The 23666-nt window shown below is 70.6% G+C and carries 21 protein-coding genes; 3 read left to right on the top strand and 18 right to left on the bottom strand.

Going from position 1 to position 23666, the window contains the following annotated elements; all coding sequences use genetic code 11:
- Window positions 1-52: 52 nt before the first annotated feature.
- The 5 genes from K8U61_RS23720 to K8U61_RS23700 all read right to left on the bottom strand — a co-directional run bounded on the left by K8U61_RS23720 (window position 53) and on the right by K8U61_RS23700 (window position 7014).
- The gene (locus K8U61_RS23720) at window positions 53-1813 is read right to left on the bottom strand and encodes an ABC transporter substrate-binding protein (protein WP_224125483.1); all 1761 of its coding nucleotides are present in this window, start codon (window positions 1811-1813) and stop codon (window positions 53-55) included.
- A gap of 91 nt (window positions 1814-1904) precedes the next feature.
- On the bottom strand, window positions 1905-2909 hold the full coding sequence (locus K8U61_RS23715) for an ABC transporter permease (protein ID WP_224125482.1): 1005 nt from the start codon (window positions 2907-2909) through the stop codon (window positions 1905-1907).
- 291 nt (window positions 2910-3200) lie between these two features.
- Entirely contained in the window at window positions 3201-4991 is a 1791-nt protein-coding gene (aspS, locus tag K8U61_RS23710) for an aspartate--tRNA ligase (RefSeq protein WP_224125481.1), read from the bottom strand.
- Complete coding sequence (gene hisS / locus K8U61_RS23705; protein WP_224125480.1) at window positions 4988-6328, bottom strand: histidine--tRNA ligase; 1341 nt, start codon at window positions 6326-6328, stop codon at window positions 4988-4990. The genes aspS and hisS overlap by 4 nt, the downstream gene beginning before the upstream one ends.
- Window positions 6328-7014, bottom strand: a complete 687-nt coding sequence (locus K8U61_RS23700; RefSeq protein WP_224125479.1) for an MBL fold metallo-hydrolase — start codon at window positions 7012-7014, stop codon at window positions 6328-6330. Before K8U61_RS23700 ends, hisS begins: the two co-directional genes overlap by 1 nt.
- 127 nt (window positions 7015-7141) lie before the next feature.
- Between K8U61_RS23700 and K8U61_RS23695 the strand changes: the two genes are divergently transcribed.
- Window positions 7142-8380 carry a DUF349 domain-containing protein gene (locus K8U61_RS23695; RefSeq protein WP_224125478.1) on the top strand — a complete coding sequence of 413 codons (1239 nt, stop codon included), beginning with the start codon at window positions 7142-7144 and terminating at the stop codon, window positions 8378-8380.
- A gap of 75 nt (window positions 8381-8455) precedes the next feature.
- Here K8U61_RS23695 and K8U61_RS23690 read toward each other — a convergent pair whose 3' ends face one another.
- The 8 genes from K8U61_RS23690 to ruvC form a co-directional block, all read right to left on the bottom strand.
- The gene (locus tag K8U61_RS23690) at window positions 8456-10687 is read right to left on the bottom strand and encodes a RelA/SpoT family protein (RefSeq protein WP_224125486.1); all 2232 of its coding nucleotides are present in this window, start codon (window positions 10685-10687) and stop codon (window positions 8456-8458) included.
- 107 nt (window positions 10688-10794) lie between these two features.
- Window positions 10795-11334 carry an adenine phosphoribosyltransferase gene (locus K8U61_RS23685; RefSeq protein WP_224125477.1) on the bottom strand — a complete coding sequence of 180 codons (540 nt, stop codon included), beginning with the start codon at window positions 11332-11334 and terminating at the stop codon, window positions 10795-10797.
- A complete protein-coding gene (gene secF, locus K8U61_RS23680) occupies window positions 11331-12575 on the bottom strand; it encodes a protein translocase subunit SecF (RefSeq protein ID WP_224125476.1) in 1245 nt (414 codons plus the stop codon). Before secF ends, K8U61_RS23685 begins: the two co-directional genes overlap by 4 nt.
- Window positions 12575-14353: a protein translocase subunit SecD gene (gene secD / locus K8U61_RS23675; protein ID WP_224125475.1), complete on the bottom strand. Its 1779-nt coding sequence runs from the start codon at window positions 14351-14353 to the stop codon at window positions 12575-12577. Before secD ends, secF begins: the two co-directional genes overlap by 1 nt.
- Window position 14354: 1 nt before the next feature.
- Window positions 14355-14672, bottom strand: coding sequence for a preprotein translocase subunit YajC (gene yajC / locus K8U61_RS23670; protein WP_224125474.1), 318 nt, complete (start codon window positions 14670-14672; stop codon window positions 14355-14357).
- Between the two features lie 131 nt (window positions 14673-14803).
- Window positions 14804-15877, bottom strand: coding sequence for a Holliday junction branch migration DNA helicase RuvB (ruvB, locus tag K8U61_RS23665; RefSeq protein WP_224125473.1), 1074 nt, complete (start codon window positions 15875-15877; stop codon window positions 14804-14806).
- A gap of 13 nt (window positions 15878-15890) precedes the next feature.
- Window positions 15891-16487 carry a Holliday junction branch migration protein RuvA gene (ruvA, locus tag K8U61_RS23660; protein ID WP_224125472.1) on the bottom strand — a complete coding sequence of 199 codons (597 nt, stop codon included), beginning with the start codon at window positions 16485-16487 and terminating at the stop codon, window positions 15891-15893.
- Window positions 16484-17014, bottom strand: a complete 531-nt coding sequence (ruvC, locus tag K8U61_RS23655; RefSeq protein WP_224125485.1) for a crossover junction endodeoxyribonuclease RuvC — start codon at window positions 17012-17014, stop codon at window positions 16484-16486. Before ruvC ends, ruvA begins: the two co-directional genes overlap by 4 nt.
- Before the next feature lie 291 nt (window positions 17015-17305).
- Between ruvC and K8U61_RS23650 the strand changes: the two genes are divergently transcribed.
- Window positions 17306-18295 carry a type IV toxin-antitoxin system AbiEi family antitoxin domain-containing protein gene (locus K8U61_RS23650; protein ID WP_224125471.1) on the top strand — a complete coding sequence of 330 codons (990 nt, stop codon included), beginning with the start codon at window positions 17306-17308 and terminating at the stop codon, window positions 18293-18295.
- A gap of 116 nt (window positions 18296-18411) precedes the next feature.
- Here K8U61_RS23650 and K8U61_RS23645 read toward each other — a convergent pair whose 3' ends face one another.
- Window positions 18412-19191 (bottom strand): YebC/PmpR family DNA-binding transcriptional regulator, encoded by a 780-nt coding sequence (locus tag K8U61_RS23645; protein WP_224125470.1) that lies wholly within the window; start codon window positions 19189-19191, stop codon window positions 18412-18414.
- A 15-nt stretch (window positions 19192-19206) separates the two neighbouring features.
- A complete protein-coding gene (pdxT, locus tag K8U61_RS23640; protein ID WP_224125469.1) occupies window positions 19207-19812 on the bottom strand; it encodes a pyridoxal 5'-phosphate synthase glutaminase subunit PdxT in 606 nt (201 codons plus the stop codon).
- Between pdxT and K8U61_RS23635 the strand changes: the two genes are divergently transcribed.
- Window positions 19805-20914, top strand: coding sequence for a serine hydrolase domain-containing protein (locus tag K8U61_RS23635; RefSeq protein ID WP_224125468.1), 1110 nt, complete (start codon window positions 19805-19807; stop codon window positions 20912-20914). The two genes, pdxT and K8U61_RS23635, sit on opposite strands and share 8 nt — an antisense overlap.
- A 3-nt stretch (window positions 20915-20917) precedes the next feature.
- On the opposite strand, the gene pdxS is transcribed toward K8U61_RS23635, so the two are convergent.
- Genes pdxS through K8U61_RS23620 form a run of 3 tightly spaced genes read right to left on the bottom strand, consistent with a single transcriptional unit; the run spans window position 20918 to window position 23655 of the window.
- Window positions 20918-21805 carry a pyridoxal 5'-phosphate synthase lyase subunit PdxS gene (gene pdxS, locus K8U61_RS23630; RefSeq protein WP_224125467.1) on the bottom strand — a complete coding sequence of 296 codons (888 nt, stop codon included), beginning with the start codon at window positions 21803-21805 and terminating at the stop codon, window positions 20918-20920.
- Entirely contained in the window at window positions 21798-22424 is a 627-nt protein-coding gene (gene pgsA, locus K8U61_RS23625; protein ID WP_308043338.1) for a phosphatidylinositol phosphate synthase, read from the bottom strand. Before pgsA ends, pdxS begins: the two co-directional genes overlap by 8 nt.
- Before the next feature lie 43 nt (window positions 22425-22467).
- Entirely contained in the window at window positions 22468-23655 is a 1188-nt protein-coding gene (locus K8U61_RS23620; protein WP_224125465.1) for an ROK family transcriptional regulator, read from the bottom strand.
- Window positions 23656-23666 lie beyond the last annotated feature (11 nt).

Genomic DNA, 23666 nt, shown 5'->3' with positions numbered 1-23666 from the left:
CAGGCCCCCGCCCTGCTGGTTCTAGTGAACTACTACTAGCACCGGCAATGGATCACTGGGTAACCCCGATCGGACCGAGGTCCGGGTAGGAGTTGGACGCGGCGTCGGTCATGAAACCGGTGATCGCCGAGCCACGCAGCCAGTAGAACACCGAGGTGTCCAGCGGGATGTAGGCGGTGTCGTTCGCCAGCACCGTGTCGGCCTGGGTGAGCAGGTCGTTCTGGGTGTCGATGTCGGGGGCCGTGGCCGCCTGGTCGATCAGACCCTCGAACTCGTCGCTCTGGTAGTAGCCGTAGTCCTGGCCCAGGTTGGTGACGTTGCCGTTGGCGTCACGGGCGAAGTTCGTCCGCGAGTCGAACAGCGGCGGCAGGACCGTCATCGCCGACGGCCAGTCAGCACCCCAGCCGGCCCACACGACGTCCGAGTCCTTGTCGGGCTGGTTGATGACGTCGTAGTAGGTGTCGGCCAGCGGGTCCAGGGTGACCTTGAAGCCGGCAGCCTCCCAGCCCTCCTTGAGGATGGCCGCGGTCTTGTCCTGGGTCTCGGACTGACCGTAGGTGTAGGTGATCGGGTACGGCATGTCGACGCCGGCCTCCTCGAGGAGGGCCTTGGCCGCCTCGGGGTCGCCGTCGTTGGAGCCGGAGAACGCCTCCTGCTCGGTGTAACCGGGCAGGTTCGGGTTGATGATCGACTCGGCCGGGACACCGGCCTTGTCGCCACCCTCGGCCTTGATGTAGCCGTTCACGTCGGTGGCGAGAGCCAGCGCCTGGCGGACCTTCGGGTCGGTCAGGGTCTTCTGGTTCGGCACCAGGTAGTTGGTGTACGGCGACTCGACCAGCGAGGCGCGGTCAGCGACCGGGCCCTCGATCTGGCTGAAGTACGACGGCGCGATGCGGGCCGAGGTGATGGCGTTCGGGTCCGAGTCCGCGACCAGGCGGTCGAGGATCGGCTCGGCGGCGGTGAAGATCTGGTAGTCGATCTCGTCCGGCAGCGCGAGGCGCAGCTTGTCCGGGGTGTCGGTGGACTCGTCGTACTGGTCGTTGCGGACCAGCGTGGCGCCCTTGTCGACGTCCCAGGTGTTGCCGTCGATCTTGTAGGGGCCGTTCGAGAAGATCGTCCACTTGGACTTGTCACCGTGGTCCTGCGACTCCTTGTAGGGGTCGGTGGCCATCAGCGACGCGACGGACAGCGGGAAGTCCGGCCACGGCTTGTTGAAGTGGTAGGTGATCGTCTTGCCGTCGCAGGTGACGGCCTTGTCGAACAGCTCCTGGCCGTCGCCGCGGTACGGGCCCTTGTACATCGAGCCGCCCTTGGGGTCGGTCGGGATGTCCAGGTAGCTCTTCAGGTAGAAGCCAGCGCCACCGGTGAGCACGTCGTCGGCGAACGCACGCGACGCGCCGTACTTGAAGTCCTCACACGTGATGTCGGAGCCGTCCTCCCACTTGATGCCGTCCTTCAGGGTGAAGGACCACACCTTGTTGTTCTCCGTCGAGGTACCGGTGTCGGTGGCCAGGTCGGGGACGGGAGCGTTCGCGACCTTGGGGTCGTTGTCGAACGGGAAGCCCACCAGGGAGCGGTACACCGTCCGGCGGAAGTTCGCGAGCTCGACACCGTAGTAGATGCGCTGGGGGTCAACGCTCTCGAACGGGAAGTGCTGCAGGTACTGCAGCGTCCCACCCTTGGCGCCGGTGTCGCCCGAGCCGCCGTCGCTGCTCGGCGATCCGTCGGAATCGCCACCCCCGCACGCCGCGAGGGTGACGGCCAGAGCCGCCGCAGCGCTGAGGGCGACCATCCGCTTTCGCATGTTGGCCATTACTTCTCCTTGAATGTGTACGCGCCGAGACCGGCGGCACTGTTCGGCGACGCGGTGCCGCCGAAGACTGTGGGGTGGGGGTGACGCGCGGTCAGCGGTCGCCCTTGGGATCCAGGGCATCGCGCAGGCCGTCGCCGAGCAGGTTGAACGAGACCACGATGAGGGCGATCAGGAAGGCCGGCATGAAGAAGTACATGAAGTCGCCGGTGGCGTACTGGATCGAGTCCTTGAGGATGTTGCCGAGCGTCGGCGTCGGCGGCCGCACGCTCACGCCCAGGTAGGACAGCGCCGCCTCGGCGGAGATGAAGGCCGGCATGTAGAGCGTGAAGGTGACCAGCACCGGTGCCCACAGGTTGGGCAGCAGCTCCTTGAACCAGATGCGGCGGCGGCTCGCGCCGTAGAGCCGCGCGGCGTCGACGAACTCGCGCTCGCGCAGCGACAGCACCTGTCCGCGGATCAGGCGGGCCGTGCCGGTCCAGCCGAAGAGGCCGAGCACCAGGATCACGAAGAGACCCTGGGCCAGCGGCCCGGCGGGGACGTGGAAGGTGTCGGTGAGCAGCGCGATGCCGACCGACGAGGCCGCCAGCAGCAGCAGCGTCTGCGGGAAGGCGAGCACCAGGTCGATGAGCCGGCCGATGATGGCGTCGACCCAGCCACCGGCGTACCCGGCGATGATGCCGAGCACGACGCCCAGGAGGACCGCGATCACCGAGGCGGCGAGGGCGACGGTCAGCGAGTAGGTCAGGCCGAGCCAGATCCGGCTCAGCACGTCGCGGCCGATGCCGGGCTCGATGCCCAGCGGGTGGTCCCACGTGATGCCCCACCACTTGCCGCTCGGCAGCGCGTCGGGACCGATCGCGTCCTGGTCGGAGCTGAACGGGTCGAGCACCCCCGCCAGCTTCAGGATCGGGCCCGCGATCGCCGCGAGGAGGTAGAGGATGACGATGACCAACGCGGCCATCGACTTCTTGTCCTTGCGGAACCGCGCCATCGCGAGCTGCGTGGGCGACTTGCTCGCGGGGCCTGAAGCGGCTCGCCTGTCGGCAGCCTGCTGGGCGCTCTCGGGCTCGCGCTCGTTCACCGGACTGGCGGTCATGGCACCTCTGTCTGATCGGATCGTGCATGGCGTCGGGATCCCTTGCCGGGGTGACGGCTCCGGACCCACGAACCGGCAGCGACTCTATGTGACACCGGGCGAGGAACCGATCTTCTGCGTGTAACGATCTGATCTCGACCCGGCGCCAGCCGCATTCGTCGGAATGGTCCTGGAGCGCGACAGCCTTCGTGACTCCATCGTGATCACCACCGTCCTTGCGCCGCGGGGGCGCTCGGACGGCAGGATCTTTAGGTCACAGGCTGGCGACAGGCTACGTCGCGGGGACGCAGGTCACGCGGGTGGGGTGGCGTCCTGCGGGTCGGCCTTCGGCTCCGGACGGGCGTCCACCCCCGCCTCCTTGCGCTGCTCCGGGGTGATCGGAGCGGGCGCGGCGGTGAGCGGGTCGAAGCCGCCGCCGGACTTGGGGAAGGCGATCACGTCGCGGATCGAGTCGCTGCGCGAGAGCAGGGCGACGATCCGGTCCCAGCCGAAGGCGATCCCGCCGTGCGGCGGCGCGCCGTACTTGAACGCCTCGAGGAGGAAGCCGAACTTCTCCTGCGCCTCGTCCTCGTCGATGCCCATGATCGCGAAGACGCGCTTCTGGATGTCGTCGCGGTGGATACGGATCGAGCCACCGCCGATCTCGTTGCCGTTGCAGACGATGTCGTAGGCCCACGCGATCGCGTTGCCGGGGTCCTGGTCGAAGGTGTCGAGGTCCTGCGGCGAGGTGAAGGCGTGGTGGACCGCGGTCCAGGCGCCGCTGCCGACGGCGACGTCACCGGCGGCCGTGGCGTCGTCGGCCGGCTCGAAGAGCGGCGCGTCGACGACCCAGAGGAAGCTCCACTCGTTCTCGTCGATCAGGCCGCACCGGCGGCCGATCTCGAGGCGGGCGGCGCCGAGCAGCGCACGGCTCGACTTCACCGCGCCGGCGGCGAAGAAGACGCAGTCGCCCGGCTGGGCGCCGACGTGGGCGGCCAGGCCGGCCTTCTCCTCGTCGGAGATGTTCTTCGACACCGGCCCGCCGAGCTCGCCGTCCTCCTGGACCAGGACGTAGGCGAGGCCGCGCGCGCCGCGCTGCTTGGCCCACTCCTGCCAGGCGTCGAGCTGCTTGCGCGGCTGGCTCGCTCCCCCGGGCATCACGACGGCGCCGACGTACGGCGCCTGGAAGACGCGGAAGGGGGTGTCCTTGAAGTAGTCGGTGCAGTCGACGAGCTCCTGACCCATCCGCAGGTCGGGCTTGTCGGAGCCGTAGCGGGCCATCGCCTCGGCGTACGTCATCCGCGTCAGCGGCACGGGTACGTCGTGGCCGATCAGCTTCCAGAGCGCGACCAGGATCTGCTCGGCGACGGCGATGACGTCGTCCTGCTCGACGAAGCTCATCTCGATGTCGAGCTGGGTGAACTCCGGCTGCCGGTCGGCGCGGAAGTCCTCGTCGCGGTAGCAGCGGGCGATCTGGAAGTAGCGCTCCATGCCGGCGACCATCAGCAGCTGCTTGAAGAGCTGCGGGCTCTGCGGCAGGGCGTACCAGCTGCCCGGCTGCAGGCGCGCGGGAACCAGGAAGTCGCGGGCGCCCTCGGGGGTGCTGCGGGTCAGGGTCGGCGTCTCGATCTCGACGAAGCCCTCCGCGTCGAGCACGTCGCGCGCGGCCTTGTTGACCTTGCTGCGCAGGCGGATCGCGGCGCCGGGGCCGCTGCGGCGCAGGTCGAGGTAGCGGTGGCGCAGGCGCGCCTCCTCGCCGACGTCGACGTGGTCGCTGATCGGGAAGGGCAGCGGGGCCGCGGCGCTGAGCACCTCGACGTCGGTCGCCACGACCTCGTAGGCGCCGGTGGGCAGGTTCGGGTTGATGTTGCCCTCGGTGCGCTCGACCACCTCACCGGTGACCTTCAGGCAGAACTCGTTGCGCAGCGGGTGCGCCACCTCGGAGTCCCGGATCACCACCTGGACGACGCCCGAGGCGTCGCGGAGATCGATGAAGGCGACCCCGCCGTGGTCGCGCCGGTTGGCCACCCATCCGGCGAGGGTCACGGTCTGGCCGACGTGCGCAGGCAGCGTCAGGGCGCCGGCGTCCTGGGTGCGGATCACTTCTCTGTCTCCTTGACTAGCACCTGCGGTCGCAGGTCCTCGATGGGTGGGGTCCAGTCGGCCGGATCGGCGGCGACCTGGTCCCCGGATCGGATGTCCTTGACCTCGTGGGCCTCGCCGGGGAACCACACGTAGGGGATGCCCCGGCGCTCGGCGTACCGGATCTGCTTGCCGAACTTCTGCGCGGACGCCGCGACCTCGCACGGGATGCCGCGAGCGCGCAGCGCCGTCGCGACGGCGGTGCTCTGCGCGCGGGTCTCCTCATCGGCGACGGCGACGAGCACGGCGCTCGGGACCGGCCGGCTGCCGGCGAGCACCCCGTCGGCGAGGAGCGGGATGAGGCTGCGGGAGACGCCGAACGACACGCCCACGCCGGGGTACGTCGAGCGGCCGTCGGTCGCGAGCGCGTCGTAGCGGCCGCCGCCGCCGACCGACTTCAGGCGCTCGTAGCCCTCCATGAAGATCTCGACGACGGTGCCGGTGTAGTAGTCGAGACCCCGCGCGATCCGCAGGTTGGCCTCCACGCTGACGTGGCGGTGGTCCCCCGCCGAGCAGCCCTCGACGACGGCGGCGAGCTCGACCAGGCCCTCGTCGAGCAGCTCGTCCTCGACGCCGAGCGCCCGCACCCGGTCGACGAAGGAGGTGTCGGCGACCCGGATGGTCGCGAGCTCCAGGCAGCGCTGCGCCTGCTCGGGGGTCGCCCCGGCGTCGCTCACGAGGAGCGCGGCGACCTGCTCGGCGGGGAGCTTGTCGAGCTTGTCGATGGTGCGGATCGCGGTGGTCACGTCGGGCAGGCCGAGGCCGCGGTAGAAGCCCTGGATCAGCTTGCGGTTGTTGAACTGGAAGCTCACCGGCGGGATCGGCAGCGCGTCGAGCGCGTCCACCATCACCCGCATCACCTCGACGTCGTGGTGGAAGGGCAGGACGTCCTTGCCGACGATGTCGACGTCGGCCTGGGTGAACTGCCGGTAGCGGCCCTCCTGGGGCCGCTCGCCCCGCCAGGCCGGCTGGATCTGGAAGCGGCGGAACGGGAACTCCAGGTGGCCGGCGTGCTCGAGCACGTAGCGCGCGAACGGCACCGTGAGGTCGAAGTGCAGGCCGAGCCCGGAGTCGCCGTCCTCGTCGCCGGCCTGGAGCCGGCGGAGCACGTAGATCTCCTTGTCGATCTCGCCGCCCTTGGCGAGCCGGTCGAGGGGCTCGACGACGCGGGTCTCGATGTTGGCGAAGCCGTGCAGCTCGAAGGTGCGCGACAGGGTCTCGACGACCTGCCGCTCCACGGCCCGGTCTGCGGGCAGGAGCTCAGGGAACCCGCTCAGCGGGGCGATCTTGGAAGCCATCAGAGGTCCTGGAGGAAGGGGTTGGTCACGCGCTCCCGGCCGATCGAGGTCTGCTCACCGTGGCCCGGGAGCACGACGACGTCGTCGGCGAGGGGAAGCACCTTGCTCTTGAGGCTCTGCAGCATCGTCAGATGGTCGCCGCCGGGCAGGTCGGTGCGGCCGATCGAGCCCGCGAAGAGCAGGTCGCCGGAGAACATCACCTCGGAGACGTCCGCTGCCCCGGGACTCGGGGCGTCGTACGGCGTCCGGAAGGTCACCGACCCCTCGGTGTGGCCCGGGGTGTGGTCGACGACGAAGCGCAGGCCTGCGATCTCGAGCTCCTGGAGGTCGGTCAGCTCGCGGACGTCGTCGGGCTCGGCGAACTCGTAGCTGCCGCCGAGCAGCATGGCGGTCGTCTCGCGGGACATCCCGGCCATCGGGTTCGCGAGCAGGTGCCGGTCGGCCGGGTGGATCCACGCGGTCGCGTCGTAGGTGCCGGCGACCGGCGCGACGCACCACATGTGGTCGACGTGCCCGTGCGTGACCAGGACGGCGACCGGCTTGAGACGGTGCTCCCGGACCACGTCGGCGACGCCGCCGGCGGCGTCCTTGCCGGGGTCGATCACGACGCACTCGCTGCCGGGTCCGGTGGCGGCGACGTAGCAGTTGGTGCCCCACGGACCCGCGGGAAAGCCGGCGATCAACACCCCGGCAGACTATCGAGCACGGCGTCCACCCGTCGCATCGGTATCTGCGCCCCGGTCCCGGCCTTGACTAGCATGGTCCCCGACCGGTTGCCCGGAACGACGGACGAGCTTCGAGTGGAGTGCACCTGTGACGAGTCATGAGTGGGGACGAGTCGACGACGACGGGACCGTCTTCGTGCGGACCGCCGACGGCGAGCGCTCCGTCGGACAGTACCCCGAGGGCACCCCGGAAGAGGCACTCACCTTCTTCACCGAGCGGTACGCCGCGCTCGCGTTCGAGGTCGACCTGCTCGAGCAGCGCGTCTCCTCGGGCGTGATGTCGCCCGACGAGGCGGCGTCCTCGGTCCGGACCGTGCGCGAGCAGGTCGAGACCGCCAACGCCGTCGGCGACCTGGCCGCCCTCACCGGCCGCCTGGACGCGCTCGCGCCGCTGCTGGAGCAGCAGCGTGAGGCGCGCAAGGCCGAGCGGGCGCAGAAGTCCGCCGAGGCGCGGGCCGGCAAGGAGAAGATCGTCGCCGAGGCCGAGACGCTCGCCGAGAGCCAGGACTGGCGCCAGGGCGCCAACCGGATGCGCGAGCTGCTCGACGAGTGGAAGGCGCTCCCCCGCATCGACCGCGCCTCCGACGACGCGCTCTGGCGGCGCTTCTCGACCGCGCGCACGGCGTACACCCGGCGCCGCAAGGCGCACTTCGCCGAGCAGCACGAGAAGCGCGACGCGGCACGGGGTGTCAAGGAGCGGCTGGCCACCGAGGCCGAGTCGCTGGCGACCTCGACCGACTGGGGCCCGACCGCCGGGCGCTACCGCGACCTGATGCGCCAGTGGAAGGCCGCCGGCCCGGCGCCGCGCGAGGTCGACGACGCGCTGTGGAAGCGCTTCCGGGGCGCCCAGGACACCTTCTTCGGGGCCCGCGACGCCGCGGCCGCCGAGCAGGACCAGGAGTTCGCCGCCAACGCGGTGGTCAAGGAGGAGCTGCTCGTCGAGGCCGAGGCGCTGCTCCCCCCGCTGCGCGAGACCGGCGACATCGACGCCGCCAAGCGCGCGTTCCGCGACCTCGCGGACCGCTGGGACGCCGCCGGGAAGGTGCCGCGCGACCGCATGAAGGAGCTCGAGGGCCGCATGCGCAAGGTCGAGCAGGAGATCCGCGGCGCCGAGGACGAGCAGTGGCGTCGCTCGGACCCGGAGAAGTCCGCCCGCGCCGACGACATGGTCTCCAAGCTCGAGGCGGCGATCGCCCAGGTCGAGAAGGACCTCGAGAAGGCCCGGGCCGCCGGCAACGCCAAGAAGGTCACCGAGCTCGAGGACAACCTCGAGTCCCGCAAGTCCTTCCTGGAGATGGCCAAGCGCGCCTCGGCCGACTTCAGCTGACCGGCGCCGCGCGTCGTACCTGACGTCTCGGTCGCGATCCGTGCGGATCCACGACCATTCCGTCAGGTACGACGGCTACTGGGTCACGCGATAGGCGTCGAACACGCCGGGGACCGAGCGGACCGCCTTGAGCACGGTGTCGAGGTGCTTGGCCTCGGCCATCTCGAAGGTGAAGCGGCTCTTGGCGACCCGGTCGCGGGTCGTCGAGAGGTTGGCGCTGAGGATGTCCACGTGGGCGTCGGAGAGCGCCATCGTGATGTCAGAGAGCAGCCGGGCCCGGTCGAGCGCCTCGACCTGGATGTTGACCAGGAAGCTCGACTGGCCGGTCGGCGCCCACTCGACGTCGATGAGCCGCTCGGGCTGGGACTGCAGGCTCGAGGCGTTGGTGCAGTTCTGGCGGTGCACCGACACTCCCCCGCCCTTGGTCACGAAGCCCAGGATCGGGTCGGGCGGCACCGGGGTGCAGCACTTCGCCAGCTTCACCCAGACGTCGGCCGCGCCCTTGACGATGACGCCCGAGTCGCCGCCCGGCTGGACCTTCGCCCGCGACCGGCGGCCGGTGATCGTGACGCCCTCGGCGAGGTCCTCAGCCGCCCCGTCGTCGCCGCCGTGCAGGTCGATGACCCGGCGTACGACGGCCTGCGCGGACAGGTTGCCCTCGCCGACGGCGGCGTAGAGAGCCGAGACGTCGGTCAGCTTGAAGTGGGTCGCGGCGAGCATCAGCGACTCGTGGGTCATGAGCCGCTTGAGGGGCAGGCCCTCCTTGCGCATGAGCTTGGCGATCTGCTCCTTGCCCTGGTCGATCGCCTCCTCGCGCCGCTCCTTGGTGAACCACTGACGGATCTTCGAGCGGGCCCGCGGAGACCTCACGAAGGCGAGCCAGTCGCGCGACGGACCGGCGGTCGGCGACTTGGAGGTGAAGACCTCGACCACGTCGCCGTTCTCCAGACCCGACTCCAGGGGCACCAGGCGGCCGTTCACGCGGGCGCCGATGGTGTGGTGGCCGACCTCGGTGTGCACGGCGTACGCGAAGTCGACCGGGGTCGAGCCGGCCGGGAGCGCGATCACGTCGCCGCGCGGGGTGAAGACGTAGACCTCGGCGCGGTTGATCTCGAAGCGCAGCGACTCCAGGAACTCGCCCGGGTCCTCGACCTCGTTCTGCCAGTCGAGCAGCTGGCGCACCCAGGTCATGTCGTCCTGGTCGGCGAGCCGGTCGGTGTCGACGCCGGCGCGGCCGTCCTCCTTGTACTTCCAGTGCGCGGCGACGCCGTACTCGGCGCGGCGGTGCATGGAGTAGGTGCGGATCTGCAGCTCGACCGGCTTGCCCTGCGGGCCGATCACCGTCGTGTGCAGCGACTGGTACATGTTGAACTTCGGCATCGCGACGTAGTCCTTGAACCGGCCGAGGACCGGGTTCCAGCGCGAGTGGAGCACGCCGAGGACGGTGTAGCAGTCGCGGTCGTTCTCGACGAGCACCCGGATGCCGACCAGGTCGTAGATGTCGGAGAAGTCGCGGCCGCCGACGATCATCTTCTGGTAGATCGAGTAGTAGTGCTTCGGGCGGCCGGTGACGGTGCACTTGACCTTGGCCTCGCGCAGGTCGGCCTGGACCTGCGAGATCACCTCGGCCAGGAACTGGTCGCGCGAGGGCGCCCGCTCGGCCACCATCCGCACGATCTCGTCGTAGATCTTGGGGTGCAGGGTCGCAAACGCGAGGTCCTCGAGCTCCCACTTGATGGTGTTCATGCCCAGCCGGTGGGCCAGCGGGGCGTAGATGTCGAGGGTCTCGCGGGCGACCCGCTCCTGGGTCTCCTGCCGGACGTAGCGCAGGGTGCGCATGTTGTGGAGCCGGTCGGCGAGCTTGATGACCAGCACCCGGATGTCGCGCGACATCGCGACGATCATCTTGCGGATCGTCTCGGCCTGCGCGGAGTCGCCGTACTTGACCTTGTCGAGTTTGGTCACGCCGTCGACGAGCTGGGCGATCTCGTCGCCGAAGTCCTGCCGGACCTGCTCGAGGGTGTACGGCGTGTCCTCGACGGTGTCGTGGAGCAGCGAGGCGGCCAGCGTCGGCTCGGTCATGCCGATGTCGGCGAGGATCGTGGTGACCGCGAGCGGGTGGGTGATGTAGGGGTCGCCGCTCTTGCGGGTCTGGGTGCCGTGCATCTTCTCGGCGGTCAGGTAGGCCCGCTCGAGCAGGCCGAGGTCGGCCTTCGGGTGGTTGGCGCGCACCGATCGGAAGAGCGGCTCGAGGACCGGGTTGGCGGTCTGGTTGCGGGTGCCCATCCGGGCCAGCCGGGCCCGCATGCTCCGCGTGGAGGGGGCCGCCTCGGGCGCGCGACGCTCCCGCTCTTCGGGCGGTGCGGTGCGCTCCTCGGTCACGCTGGCCAGTCTACGTGGCGGGCCGGTGCTGGCTAGACGCTGAGGAGCGTGGTGAGGGGGACGCCGTCGAGGGCGGCCCGCCCCGGCAGGAAGCTCAGCTCCATCAGCATCGCGACCGCGTGCACCGAGCCGCCACACATGCCGACCAGGTCGACCGTCGCCTTCGCGGTGCCACCGGTCGCGAGCACGTCGTCGACGAGCAGCACCCGGTCCCCCGGCTGGAGCGCGTCCTGGTGCACCTCGAGCGTGGCCTCGCCGTACTCGAGGGCGTAGGAGACGGCGTACGTCGGGCGGGGCAGCTTGCCGGCCTTGCGGACCGGGACGAAGCCGACGCCGAGGGCGAGCGCCACCGGGGCGCCGAGGATGAAGCCGCGCGACTCCATGCCGAGGACCTTGTCGACGACCGGGCGGCCCGCGTCGTCGCGGCCGGGCGCCGCCAGCGCCTCGACCACGGAGCCGAGGGCCGTCGCGTCGTCCAGGAGCGGGGTGATGTCCTTGAAGAGGATCCCGGGCTCGGGGAAGTCGGGCACGTCCGCGATGAGCGAGAGCGCCCGCTCGAGCCCGGGCGTCACTTCTTGCCGCGCTTGGACTTCGTCTGCCGGGTCGGCTGCTGGCGTCCGGACGCGGCGCTCTGCTGCACCGGGCGGCTCTGCTGCGGGACGTTGCGGCCGCGGCCCATCGCCTCGGGAGAGCGGGGCGCCCGCTCGACGACCGGACCGCCGGAGACCGGAGCTTCCTCGCGGAGCTCGTCGTCGGCACCCGGCTCGTCGCCCACCGGCATGTCCTCGGTGAAGGACGGGACCGCGGCGTACCGGTCGGCGTTGCGGCGCTCGGCGGCCTTGGCGCGACGCTCGGCCAGCTTGACCTCGGTCTCGTTGGACTTCAGGTGCACCAGCACGCGGGGGGCGATGTAGACCGAGGAGAAGACACCGGCCGCCATGCCGACGAACTGCGCGAGCGCGAGGTCCTTCAGCGAGCTGGCGCCCAGCTGCACGGCGCTGACGTAGAGGATCGCGCCGATCGGGATGAGGGCCACGATCGAGGTGTTGATCGAGCGGACCAGGGTCTGATTGACCGCCAGGTTGGCCGCCTGGGCGTAGGTCTGCCGGGTGTTCCGGAGCTCGTGGGTGTTCTCGCGGATCTTGTCGAAGACCACGACCGTGTCGTACATCGAGAAGCCCAGGATCGCGAGCAGGCCCGTGACCGCCGCGGGTGTCACCGCGAACCCGGACAGCGAGTAGACGCCGACCGTCAGGGCGATGTCGTGGAACAGGGCGACCAGCGCGGCCACGGACATCTTCCACTCGCGGAAGTAGCCCCAGATGAAGAGCACCACGAGGAGCAGGAAGATGATGACGCCGGTGATGGCCTTCTTGGCGACGTCCTGACCCCAGCTGGCGCCGATCTCGGTCTTGGAGATCTGGTCCGCGTCGGCCCCGGTGACGTCCTTGATGATGCCGCGGACGACCACGTCGTCGGCGGCACTGAGGTCCTCGGTCTGGACGATGAGCGAGGACTCGCCCGAGGTGGTGACCGTGGGCTCCGAGGCGGTGTCGATCGAGGAGCTGCCGATGTCGTCGCGCAGCTCGTCGGCGGTGCTCTGCCCGGCGACGTCGGAGGACAGGTCGCTGATGGTGTACTGCGTGCCGCCGGTGAACTCGATGCCGAAGTTCAGGCCCTTGATGAGGATCACCAGGATCGCCAGGGCGACCAGGGTGCCGGAGATGCTGTACCAGAGGATCCGCCGGTGGACGAAGTCGATCGACTTGCGTCCCTGGTAGAGCTCGTTGCCGAGCCGTGAGAACTTGCCCATCAGGCCTTGCCTCCCGTCGACGGCGCGACCCGGTCGATGCCGAGCGTGCTCGCGCTCAGCCCGGACAGCTCGCCGCCACCGTTGAAGAACTTGAACCGGGCCAGGAAGGTGACCATCGGCTTGGTGAACCAGAAGAGGATCGCGAGGTCGATGAGCGTGGAGAGGCCCAGCGCGAAGCCGAAGCCCTTCACGACGCCGATCGCGAAGAAGTAGAGCACCGCCGCGGACAGCAGCGACACGACGTTCGCCGCCAGACGCGTCTTGCGGGCCCGTCGCCAACCGGTCTCCACCGCGACCCGCATCGACCTGCCCTCACGCATCTCGTCACGCATGCGCTCGAAGAAGATGATGAAGGAGTCGGCGGTGACACCCACGCCGATGATCAGACCCGCGATGCCGGGCAGGGTGAGGGTGAAGCCGGCGGTGTGCCCGAGCAGCAGGACCAGGGCGTAGGTGATCGCGCCCGCCGTCAGCAGCGAAGCGAGCACCACGAGGCCGAGGCCGCGGTAGTAGAGCAGGCAGTAGATCATCACCAGGATCAGGCCCAGCGCGCCGGCAGTGAGGCCCGCGGTGAGCTGGTTGCCGGCCAGCGACGGGCCGATCTGCTCGACCTGCTTGCCGTCCTTCTCGAAGGAGATCGGCAGCGCGCCGAACTTCAGGCTGGTCGCGAGCGACTTCGCGGTCTGGTCGGTGAAGCCACCGCTGATCATCGCGTTGCCGTCGGTGATGACGCCGTCGAAGCCGGGGTCGGAGATGACGTTGCCGTCCAGGACGATCGCGAACTGCTGGTCGGTCGTGTACATCGCACGGGACAGGTCGGCGAAGGTCTTCTTCGCGTCGCCGCCCAGGGTCAGGTTGACCTGCCACGCGACCTGGCCGGACTGGACGCCCGCGCTCGCGTCGGTGAGGTCGGTGCCCTCGATCACGGCCGGCGAGAGGAGGTACTTCTGGCCGGCGGTGTCACCCGTGCCGCAGGTGACCAGGAACTGGTCGGCCTTGTCCTCGACCGGCTTCTTGGCCGGGCAGCTGTAGGCGTTGTAGGCGTCGATCGCGTCCTGGCCGGGGCTCGACATGAAGTCGAGGCCCATCTGGGCCTTGCTGTCGTTGCCGGAGTCGGACCCGGTGCTCGCGCTGGGCGACTCGCTCGGGGTCGCGGTCTCGGTCGGGGTGGCGGAGTCCGACGGCGAGGCGGAGGACGAGGGCTTGGCGCCCTTGCTCTTGTCCGCCTTCGTGGCCGACTTGGTCTTGTCGACCAGGAAGCCGGGGCGGTTCTTCGCGCTGCCCTTGCCCGACGTGTCGCCCTTGCTGTTGCCGGACTTGCCGCTGCCGGAGCTGGAGCCGGTCGAGCTGTTGGGCAGGGTCTGGGTGCCGGTGCCCGTGTCGGTGCTGGAGGTGGCGCATGGACCGGGGACCGAGCTCGAGCACGCCACGGTGCGGAAGCGCAGCTGCGCCTGCCGCTCGACGGTCTCGATGAGGCTGTTGGAGGTGTCACCCGGGACCTCGACCACGATGTACTGGTCGCCCTGGGTGGTCACCTCGGCCTCGGAGAAGCCGGAGCTGTTGACGCGCTCGTCGATGATCTTGGCGGCCTCCTCCAGGTTGTCCTTGCTGGGGTTGTCGGCCGCGGTCAGCGTGATCCGGGTGCCGCCCTGGAGGTCGAGGCCGAGCTGGGGCTTCCAGTTGCCGCCGATGGCCACGAGGCCGTACAGGACGGCCACGGCGGCGGCGAAGACGAGCAACGTGCGGCCGGCGTGAGCGGCGGCGTTGCGCTTGGCCATGTCAGTTCTCCTCAGGGCCGTCGGCGACGGCGTCCGACTCGTCGGTCCCAGCCGGCTCGCTGGGCTCGGGCGCGTGGTTGACGGTGCCGATGGCGCCGCGCGCGACCTTGATGGTCACCCCGGGCGCGATCTCGAGGTGGACGTGCTCGTCGTCGAGCTCCCGGACCGTGCCGTAGACGCCCGAGGTGAGCACGATCTCGTCCCCGACCGAGACGGAGGACTGCATCGTCCGCATCTCCTTCTGGCGCCGCGAGGCGGGCCGGATGATGAAGAGCCAGAAGAGCAGCACGATGCCGACGAGCGGCAACAACTCCAGCACGAAACAACCTCTCGAGCGCGATCAGGAAGCGTCGGGCGCCCAACACCGAGCCAGGCTCTACCGACGACGGGAAAGTGTAACCGTGGAGATGGCGCAGACCACGAATCAGGCCCTCTCGACGGGTACAACGCTCAGTCGTCGAAGAGAGTGCCCTCCGCCGGCGCCTCGGCGGGCGCCCGCAGCCCGAGATGGGTCCAGGCGGCCGGGGTGGCCACCCGGCCGCGCGGGGTGCGGGCCAGGAAGCCGTTGCGGACCAGGAAGGGCTCGGCGACCTCCTCGACCGTCTCGCGCTCCTCGCCGACGGCGACGGCCAGGGTGGAGATGCCGACCGGTCCCCCACCGAACCGGCGGCAGAGGACGTCGATGACCGCCCGGTCGAGGCGGTCGAGGCCGAGCTGGTCGACCTCGTAGAGGTCGAGGGCCGACTGGGCGACCGGGAGGGTGACGACGCCGTCGGCCCGCACCTGGGCATAGTCCCGGACCCGGCGCAGCAGCCGGTTGGCGATGCGCGGAGTGCCCCGGGAGCGGGAGGCGATCTCGGAGGTGCCGTCGGACTCGACGTCGACGTCGAGCAGCCGCGCGGAGCGCTGGACGATCAGGTCGAGCTCGTCCGGCTCGTAGAACTCGAGGTGGGCCGTGAAGCCGAAGCGGTCGCGCAGCGGCCCGGGCAGGAGGCCGGCCCGGGTGGTGGCGCCGACGAGGGTGAACGGCGGGATCTCCAGCGGGATCGCGGTCGCACCCGGGCCCTTGCCGATGACGACGTCGACCCGGAAGTCCTCCATCGCCATGTAGAGCATCTCCTCCGCCGGTCGCGACATCCGGTGGATCTCGTCGACGAAGAGCACGTCGCCCTCGTTCATGCCGGAGAGGATCGCGGCGAGGTCGCCCGCGTGGGTGATCGCCGGCCCGCTGGTCAGCCGGAGCGGCGCCCCCATCTCGCCGGCGATGATCATCGCCAGGGTGGTCTTGCCGAGACCGGGCGGGCCGGAGAGCAGCACGTGGTCAGGGGCGCGGCCACGCATCCGGGCGGCCTCGAGGACCAGGCCGAGCTGGTCGCGCACGCGCACCTGGCCGACCACCTCGTCGAGGGTGCGCGGGCGCAGCGCCGCCTCGACCGCCCGCTCGTCGCCCTCCGCCTCGGCGGCGGTCAGCGAGCGGAAATGGGTCGCCTCCGCCTCGTCGAGCTCGTCCTCGTGGAAGGGCATCCGCTCCCCCTGCCTATGCCTTGCTCAGCGTGCGGAGCGCGGCCCGCAGCAGCGCCGCCACGTCGGGGACGTCGCCCGCCTCCGGCGCCACGGTGTCGATGGCCTTCTCCGCGTCCTTGACCGACCAGCCGAGACCGACAAGGCCCTGCTGGACCTGGTCGCGCCAGGGGTCGGCGGCGACGGGGGCCGAGGCGGAGCGACCGCCGGTCGGGGCGCCGATCCGGTCCTTGAGCTCCAGGATGATCCGCTGGGCGCCCTTCTGGCCGATGCCGGGCACCTTGGTCAGCGTCTTGACGTCATCGCTCGCGATCGCGACCCGCAGGTCGTCGGGGCTGAGCACGGCGACCATCGCCTGGGCGACCTTCGGGCCCACGCCGGAGGCGGTCTGCACGAGCTCGAAGGTCTGCTTCTCGTCGTCGTCGACGAAGCCGAAGAGGGTCAGCGAGTCCTCGCGCACCACCATCGAGGTGGCCAGCGTGGCCTTGGTGCCCGGCCGGAGCGTGGCGAGGGTGCCGGGCGTGCACATCAGCTCCAGGCCCACTCCCCCGACCTCCAGCACCGCGCTGGACAGGGTGAGGGCGGCGACCTCGCCGCGGACGAACGCGATCACGACAGACTCCTCGGTGGACGAGCGTGGCGGGCGCCCGCGAGCGCGGCGTCGATGCGGGCCTGGGCGCCCCCGCGCCAGATGTGGGTGATGGCCAGCGCCAGCGCGTCGGCGGCGTCAGCGGGCTTGGGCATCGCATCGAGCCGCAGGATCCGGGTCACCATCGCGCCGACCTGGGCCTTGTCGGCCCGGCCGTTGCCGGACACCGCGGCCTTCACCTCGCTCGGCGTGTGGAGTGCGATGGGCAGCCCCCGTCGCGCCGCGCACACCATGGCGATGCCGCTGGCCTGCGCCGTACCCATGACCGTGCTGACGTCGGAGCGCGCGAACACCCGCTCCACGGCGACCGCGTCGGGGCGGTGCTCGTCGAGCCAGGCGTCGACGCCCTTCTCGATGGTCACCAGCCGCTCCGGCACCGGCAGGTCGGAGGAGGTGCGCAGCACGTTGACGTCGACCAGGCGGAGCGGCCGCCCGACCGAGCCCTCGACCACGCCCATGCCGCAGCGGGTCAGCCCGGGGTCGATCCCCAGCACACGCATCCGTCAGCCCTTCCGTCCGAACAGGTGTTCGGAGGCCACGCTAACGGCCGCCTCCCCCGCTTGCCGGTCCGACACGCCCGCTCGACCGCAGCGAGGTATGTAACGCCCGGTGACCGACTCTTTCCACCATGCTGCAGCACGGTGGGAAGGCCAGGTAACACGGCGTTACAGACCGACCGGGCAGTCAGCCAGGAACCGTCCACAGGATCGTCCCGAGCACCGTCGTCCACAGCCGCCGGCGTCGAGCGAGCGCGGAGGTGGGTGCCCGGCTGACCGTTGCGCATGGACCTCCGCGCACTCCTGCCCCTCGACGCCCACGGGATGGTGTCTCGCGCCGACGCGCTCGCCGCCGGCCTGGACGACGCCGACCTCCGTGCACTCCGGCGTGAGCAGGCGTTGGTCCCCCTCAGGCGGGGGATCTACGTCGAGGCCGCGGTCTGGCAGGAAGCCGACCCCTTCCGCGCCCAGCCCGTCCTGCGCATCCGGGCAGCCGAGCAGGTGCTGCGCTCCGACCACGTGCTCAGCCACGACTCGGCTGCCATCGTGCTCGGCCTGGGCGTGCCCGACGCGCAGCGCGCGCTCGTGCACATCACCCGACCGAAGGTGCACGGTGACGCCGTCCGGGCTGGGATCAAGCACCACCTGGCACCGTACGCCGACGCGCAGGTGGTGGTCGTCGACGGCTTCCGTGTGCTCGACCGTGCGCGCACGGCGCTCGACATGGCACGTGAGCACGGCCTGGTCGCCGGGGTCGCCTGCTGCGACGCCGCTCTCCGGGCCGGAACGACGCCCGACGATCTCGCTCGCGCTCGCGAGGCGATGTTCTGCTGGCCGCAGAGCCGGGTCATGGACGCCGCGCTCGATCTGGCCGATCCCGGCGCCGAGTCGTGGCTGGAGTCCGAGGGACGGGTGTTCGTGACCGGTCTGGCGATCGGCAGGCCCCAGACGCAGTTCGGACTGACGGACGGCCAGCGCACCGTGTGGTGCGACCTCAGGGTCGGTCGGCACGTGTTCGAGATGGACGGATGGCTCAAGTACCTCCCCGACCACGTCGCAGGAGACCCGAAGGCCGTGCTCCGGGAGGAGAAGCGCCGGCAGGACTTCATCACCGGTTTCAAGCTCGGCGTCTCCCGGATCACCCGCGAGGACCTCCGCCGGCCGGAGCAGACCCGCCGCCGACTGCTCCGCGAGTACGCCGACACCTGCGGGAGGTTCGGCACCGACATCACCGATTTGGACGAATTCCGTCCGCAAAAGCCGCGGCGGCACTGACTCCGCCCGCTCGTCTGTAACGCCCGGTTACCGACTGTTGCCACGACGCTGCAACAGGGTGGGAGGAGCGGGTATCCGGGCGTTACAGACCCGCCCACGCCGAGGCACCACCCCGGTCAGGCGTCGATGGACTCCAGGACGTCGTCGGGGATGTCGGCGTTGCTGAAGACGTTCTGGACGTCGTCGAGGTCGTCGACGGCGTCCACGAGGCGGAAGACCTTGCCCGCGACGTCGACCTCGGCGACCGGGATGTCCATGGTCGCCACGAACTGGACCTCGGCGGAGTCGTAGTCGATGCCGGCCGCCTGCAGCGCGGTGCGGACGGCGACGACGTCGCCCGGCTCGGACTGGACCTCGAAGCTGTCACCGAGGTCGTTGACCTCCTCGGCGCCCGCGTCGAGGGTCGCCTCGAGGACGTCGTCCTCGGAGACCTCCCACGGGCTGCCGGCCCGCTCCTGGCTCTTGGCCGCGACGACGACGCCCTTGCGGGTGAAGAGCCGCGAGACCGAGCCGGGGTCGGCCATCGTGCCGCCGTTGCGGGTGACCGCGGTGCGGACCTCCATCGCGGCGCGGTTGCGGTTGTCGGTGAGGCACTCGACGAGGAGCGCGACGCCGGAGGGTCCGTAGACCTCGTACATGATCGTCTCGTAGTCGACGCCGCCGCCGTCGAGGCCGCCCCCGCGCTTGACCGCGGAGTCGATGTTCTTGTTGGGGACCGACTGCTTCTTGGCCTTCTGGATGGCGTCGTAGAGGGTCGGGTTGCCCGAGGGGTCGGGCCCACCCATCTTCGCGGCGATCTCGATGTTCTTGATCAGCTTGGCGAACAGCTTGCCGCGCTTGGCGTCGATCGCGGCCTTCTTGTGCTTCGTGGTCGCCCACTTGGAGTGGCCAGACATGCGTCCCTCTTCTACTCAGCTCTCGGCTCGGTCCGTCACCAGGTCCACGAACAGACGGTGGACCCGGGCGTCGCCACCCACCTCGGGGTGGAACGACGTCGCCATCAGCGAACCCTGGCGGACCGCCACCACTCTACCGGCGGCCTCGCCGTCCTCGACACGTGCGAGGACCTCGACGCCGGGCCCGGTCTCCTCGACCCAGGGGGCCCGGATGAAGATCGCGTGCACCCGGCCGTCGATCCCGGCGACGTCGAGGTCGCCCTCGAAGGAGTCGACCTGCCGCCCGAAGGCGTTGCGCCGGACCGTGATGTCGAGCCCGCCGACGGTCTCCTGGCCGACCGCGCCGTCGAGCAGCCGGTCGGCGAGCAGGATCATCCCCGCGCACGTCCCGAAGGCCGGCATCCCCTCCTTGACCCGCTGCCGCAGGGGCTCGAGCAGGTCGAAGGTGCGGGCCAGCTTGGCCATCGTCGTCGACTCCCCGCCGGGGATCACGAGGCCGTCGCAGGCGTCCAGCTCCGTCGTACGACGCACGGCGGTCGCACGGACGCCGAGGCCCTCCAGCGTCCGCACGTGCTCCCGCACGTCGCCCTGGATCGCCAATACGCCGACGGTGATGCCCACGACCCTGCATCCTAGGTGGGTGCGCGTCGCGATCGTGGCCCTGGCCTGTGCCCTGGCGTTCCTGACGCCCGCGCCGGCCGGGGCCGCCACGGTCGACGGCTGGCACACGACCACCCCGGCGAAGGCCGGCTTCCATCCCCAGCGGCTCGCGAAGGTCGCCCGGCAGGCGAGGTCCTACGACAGCACCTGCTTCGCCGTCGTGCGCGACGGCCGGCTGGTGCGGGACTGGAACTGGGGCACCGACCGCACCACCCACCGCCAGACCTTCTCGGTGACCAAGTCGATCACCAGCGCCCTCGTCGGCATCGCCGTGCGCGACGGCGACCTCGACCTCGACGACCCGGTCGCCGACTACGTCCACGCCTGGCGCGGCACGGCGTCCGCGGACGTCACCGTGCGCGACCTGATGAGCAACGTGAGCGGCCGCTTCTGGTCGGTCGACTCCGACTACGCCCAGCTCACGCAGGCGCGGAACCGGACGGCCTACGCGATCGGGCTCGACCAGGAGTTCCCGCGCGGCACCGTCTGGTCCTACAACAACGCGGCCATCCAGGTCCTCGACAAGGTGCTCCGCACGGCCACCGGCACGCGCACCGACCGCTTCGCCGCCACCCGGCTCTTCGAGCCGCTCGGCATGACCCACACGTTCATGACCCGCGACGTCGCCGACCGCTCGACCAACGTCTACTTCGGCGTCGAGTCGACCTGCCTCGACCTCGCGCGCTTCGCCCGCCTCTACCTGCAGCAGGGCTCGGTCGGCGGCCACCGGATCCTGGCCCGGAGCTACGTGCACGCCTCGGTCGGCGAGTCGTCGAGCACGCTCAACGCGGCGTACGGGCTGCTCTGGTGGGTCAACCGGTACGGCGCCCTGCGCGGACCGATCGACGACGTCGACGAGGACGGCCAGCCCGTGACGCCGGTGACCGGCCGCCTCGTGCCGGGCGCCGCCGGCAACCTCTTCTCCGCGATCGGCCTGCGCGGCCAGATCGCGATGGTCGACCCGGGCTCGCGCACGATCGTGGTGCGCCTCGGGCCGGGCACCACCGACGGCTACGGACCGCGCAAGGCGGCCCGCGCCGTCACGTGGGCGCTGAAGAGGTAGCGACTACCAGCCGCGCTCGGCGAACTGGATCGAGCGGGCGGGCTCGTCGACGTTGATGCCGACCATCGCCTCGCCGAGCCCGCGGGAGACCTTGGCGACCACGTCGGGGTCGTCGTGGAAGGTGGTGGCCTTGACGATCGCCTCGGCGCGCTGCGCCGGGTTGCCCGACTTGAAGATGCCCGAGCCGACGAAGACGCCCTCGGCACCGAGCTGCATCATCATCGCCGCGTCCGCAGGAGTCGCGATGCCGCCCGCGGTGAACAGCACGACGGGGAGCTTGCCCTGCTCGGCGACCTCCTTGACCAGGTCGTACGGCGCCTGCAGCTCCTTGGCCGCCACGAAGAGCTCGTCCTCCTGGAGCGCGCCGAGCCGGCGGATCTCCTTGCGGATGGTGCGCATGTGGGTGACGGCGTTGGAGACGTCGCCGGTGCCGGCCTCGCCCTTGGAGCGGATCATCGCCGCGCCCTCGGTGATCCGCCGCAGCGCCTCGCCCAGGTTGGTCGCACCGCAGACGAAGGGGACCGTGAAGGCCCACTTGTCGATGTGGTTCTCATAGTCCGCGGGGGTCAGCACCTCGGACTCGTCGATGTAGTCCACGCCCAGGCTCTGGAGGACCTGCGCCTCGGCGAAGTGGCCGATCCGGGCCTTGGCCATCACCGGGATCGAGACGGCCTCGATGATGCCGTCGATCATGTCCGGGTCGCTCATCCGCGAGACCCCGCCCTGGGCGCGGATGTCGGCCGGGACCCGCTCCAGCGCCATCACCGCGACGGCACCGGCGTCCTCGGCGATCTTGGCCTGCTCGGGCGTGACGACGTCCATGATGACGCCGCCCTTGAGCATCTCGGCCATGCCGCGCTTGACCCTGGTGGTGCCTGTGTTCTCACTCATGGGAGGAGGGTAGTGCGGCCTCCGCGAGGGCCTGCTTCCGGACCACCCACACCCGCTGGCCGACGGTGACCGTCGACGCGACGGCGAGGGCCCAGAGTGCGATGTAGAGCAGCACGGGAGCGTCGAAGATGGCGCTGAAGCCGGTCATCACGAGGATCGCGACCAGGCGGTCGGCGCGCTCGGCGATGCCGACCTTCACCTCGAAGCCGAGGGTCTCACCGCGCGAGCGGGCGTACGACGTGACCGCCCCCATCAGCAGGCAGACCAGGCTCAGCACCAGGTAGAGCCTGCTCGGCTCCTCCCAGGCGAAGTAGAGCGCGAGGCCGATGAAGATCGCGCCGTCGGCGACCCGGTCCAGGGTGGAGTCCCAGAACGCCCCGAACTTGCTCACCCGCCCCGTCGTCCGGGCCATGTAGCCGTCGATGAGGTCGCTGAACACGAAGGCGGTGATCACCAGCACGCCGGTCAGCAGCATCCCCTGGGGGAAGAAGACCAGCGCGCCGGCACAGACGCCGAGGGTTCCGACCAGGGTCACGGCGTCGGGGCTGACGCCCAGCCGGATCAGCAGGTTGGCGATCGGCGAGATGACCTTCGTCCAGAAGGCGCGGAAACGTTCCATCATGGCGGCAGCAGGCTACCGGTCCACAGGACCCGCTGAGGACTCAGACAGCCTGCGGCACGGTCTGCGGGTGGTCGAGCACCGGCTCGAAAGCCAGCTCCGCGGCCCCGACGAGGGGCGAGTCGTCACCGAGACGGGCGGCGCGGATCACCGTCTCCGCGCGGGGCGACATCAGGCTGCTGCGCTGGAATGAGTGCAGCACGGCGGGCTCGGCGGCCCGCCAGACCTGCGCGAGGCAGCCGCCGAGGATGACGACCTCGGGGTTGAAGAGGTTGACGATCGCCCGGATCCCGACGCCGCACCACTCGGCGACGCCCTCGACCGCGGCGGCGGCCCGGGCGTCGCCCGCGCGCGCCGACTCGATCACCTCGGCGACGGCCGGTGGCCCGCCGCCCGTCAGACGGCCGGCGTTCTGGAGGAGGACGTTCTCACCGACCTTCATCTCCCAGCAGCCGACCGCGCCGCAGCGGCACTCCGGCCCCTGGCTGTCGACCTGCATGTGGCCGACCTCGCCGGCGTACCCGCTGGCACCGGTCAGCGGACGGCCACCCACGAGGAAGCCGCCACCGATGCCGACGCTGGCGCTGAGGTAGGCGACCTCGGTGTAGCCGACCGCGGCACCCCGCACGTGCTCCGCGAGGACGCCGAGGTTGGCGTCGTTGCCGGTCGAGACGGGCCTGCCGAGCCGCTCGGCGAGCAGCTCGGTGAAGGGCTCGTCGAACCAGCCCAGGTTGGGCGCGAAGCGGACCTGACCGTCGTTGGCCCGCACCGCTCCCGGCACGGCGACGCCCACGCCGAGGCAGCGGCGTCCGCTGGCGGCCGCGAAGGTGTCGTCGACCATCTGGGCGACGGACTCCACGACGTGGGCGACGTCGTGCTCGCCGCGCTGGTGGGCTCGGATGCGACGGTCCAGGACCTCGCCCCCGAGCCCGACCAGCGCCACGGCGATCCGATCGACGCCCACGTCGATCGCGACCACCACATTGTCGGGACGAGGCACCACCAGGTGGGACGGACGTCCCGACCTGCCCCCCACCGCCGCCGTCTCCTCAGAGACCAGCCCGAGCGCCTGGAGCTCACCGGTGAGCGCACCGATGGTGCTCCGGTTGAGCCCGAGCTGCTTGGTCAGCACCGCGCGGGTGGTCGGGCCGTGCGTGTGCACCGTCTGGAGGATGGCGCGCAGGTTCGCACGCCGCAGCTCCTCGGTGCCGACGCCGGTGGGGGTGGGCAAGGTCGGCTCCC

Origin of the sequence: Nocardioides mangrovi (assembly GCF_020073815.1) — a bacterium.
Lineage (GTDB): Bacteria > Actinomycetota > Actinomycetes > Propionibacteriales > Nocardioidaceae > Nocardioides > Nocardioides mangrovi.
The sequence above is the reverse complement of the archived record's forward strand: the minus strand, read 5'-3'. Positions and strand labels throughout refer to the sequence as shown.

Coding starts and splice junctions, on each gene's coding strand:
- K8U61_RS23720 (WP_224125483.1), bottom strand. CDS start 1,813: ATGGCCAACATGCGAAAGCGGATGGTCGCCCTCAGCGCTGCGGCGGCT.
- K8U61_RS23715 (WP_224125482.1), bottom strand. CDS start 2,909: ATGACCGCCAGTCCGGTGAACGAGCGCGAGCCCGAGAGCGCCCAGCAG.
- hisS (WP_224125480.1), bottom strand. CDS start 6,328: ATGGCTTCCAAGATCGCCCCGCTGAGCGGGTTCCCTGAGCTCCTGCCC.
- K8U61_RS23690 (WP_224125486.1), bottom strand. CDS start 10,687: ATGCGGGCCCGGCTGGCCCGGATGGGCACCCGCAACCAGACCGCCAAC.
- secF (WP_224125476.1), bottom strand. CDS start 12,575: ATGGGCAAGTTCTCACGGCTCGGCAACGAGCTCTACCAGGGACGCAAG.
- secD (WP_224125475.1), bottom strand. CDS start 14,353: ATGGCCAAGCGCAACGCCGCCGCTCACGCCGGCCGCACGTTGCTCGTC.
- ruvB (WP_224125473.1), bottom strand. CDS start 15,877: ATGCCCTTCCACGAGGACGAGCTCGACGAGGCGGAGGCGACCCATTTC.
- K8U61_RS23650 (WP_224125471.1), top strand. CDS start 17,306: ATGGACCTCCGCGCACTCCTGCCCCTCGACGCCCACGGGATGGTGTCT.
- K8U61_RS23645 (WP_224125470.1), bottom strand. CDS start 19,191: ATGTCTGGCCACTCCAAGTGGGCGACCACGAAGCACAAGAAGGCCGCG.
- K8U61_RS23635 (WP_224125468.1), top strand. CDS start 19,805: ATGCCCACGACCCTGCATCCTAGGTGGGTGCGCGTCGCGATCGTGGCC.
- pdxS (WP_224125467.1), bottom strand. CDS start 21,805: ATGAGTGAGAACACAGGCACCACCAGGGTCAAGCGCGGCATGGCCGAG.
- pgsA (WP_308043338.1), bottom strand. CDS start 22,424: ATGGAACGTTTCCGCGCCTTCTGGACGAAGGTCATCTCGCCGATCGCC.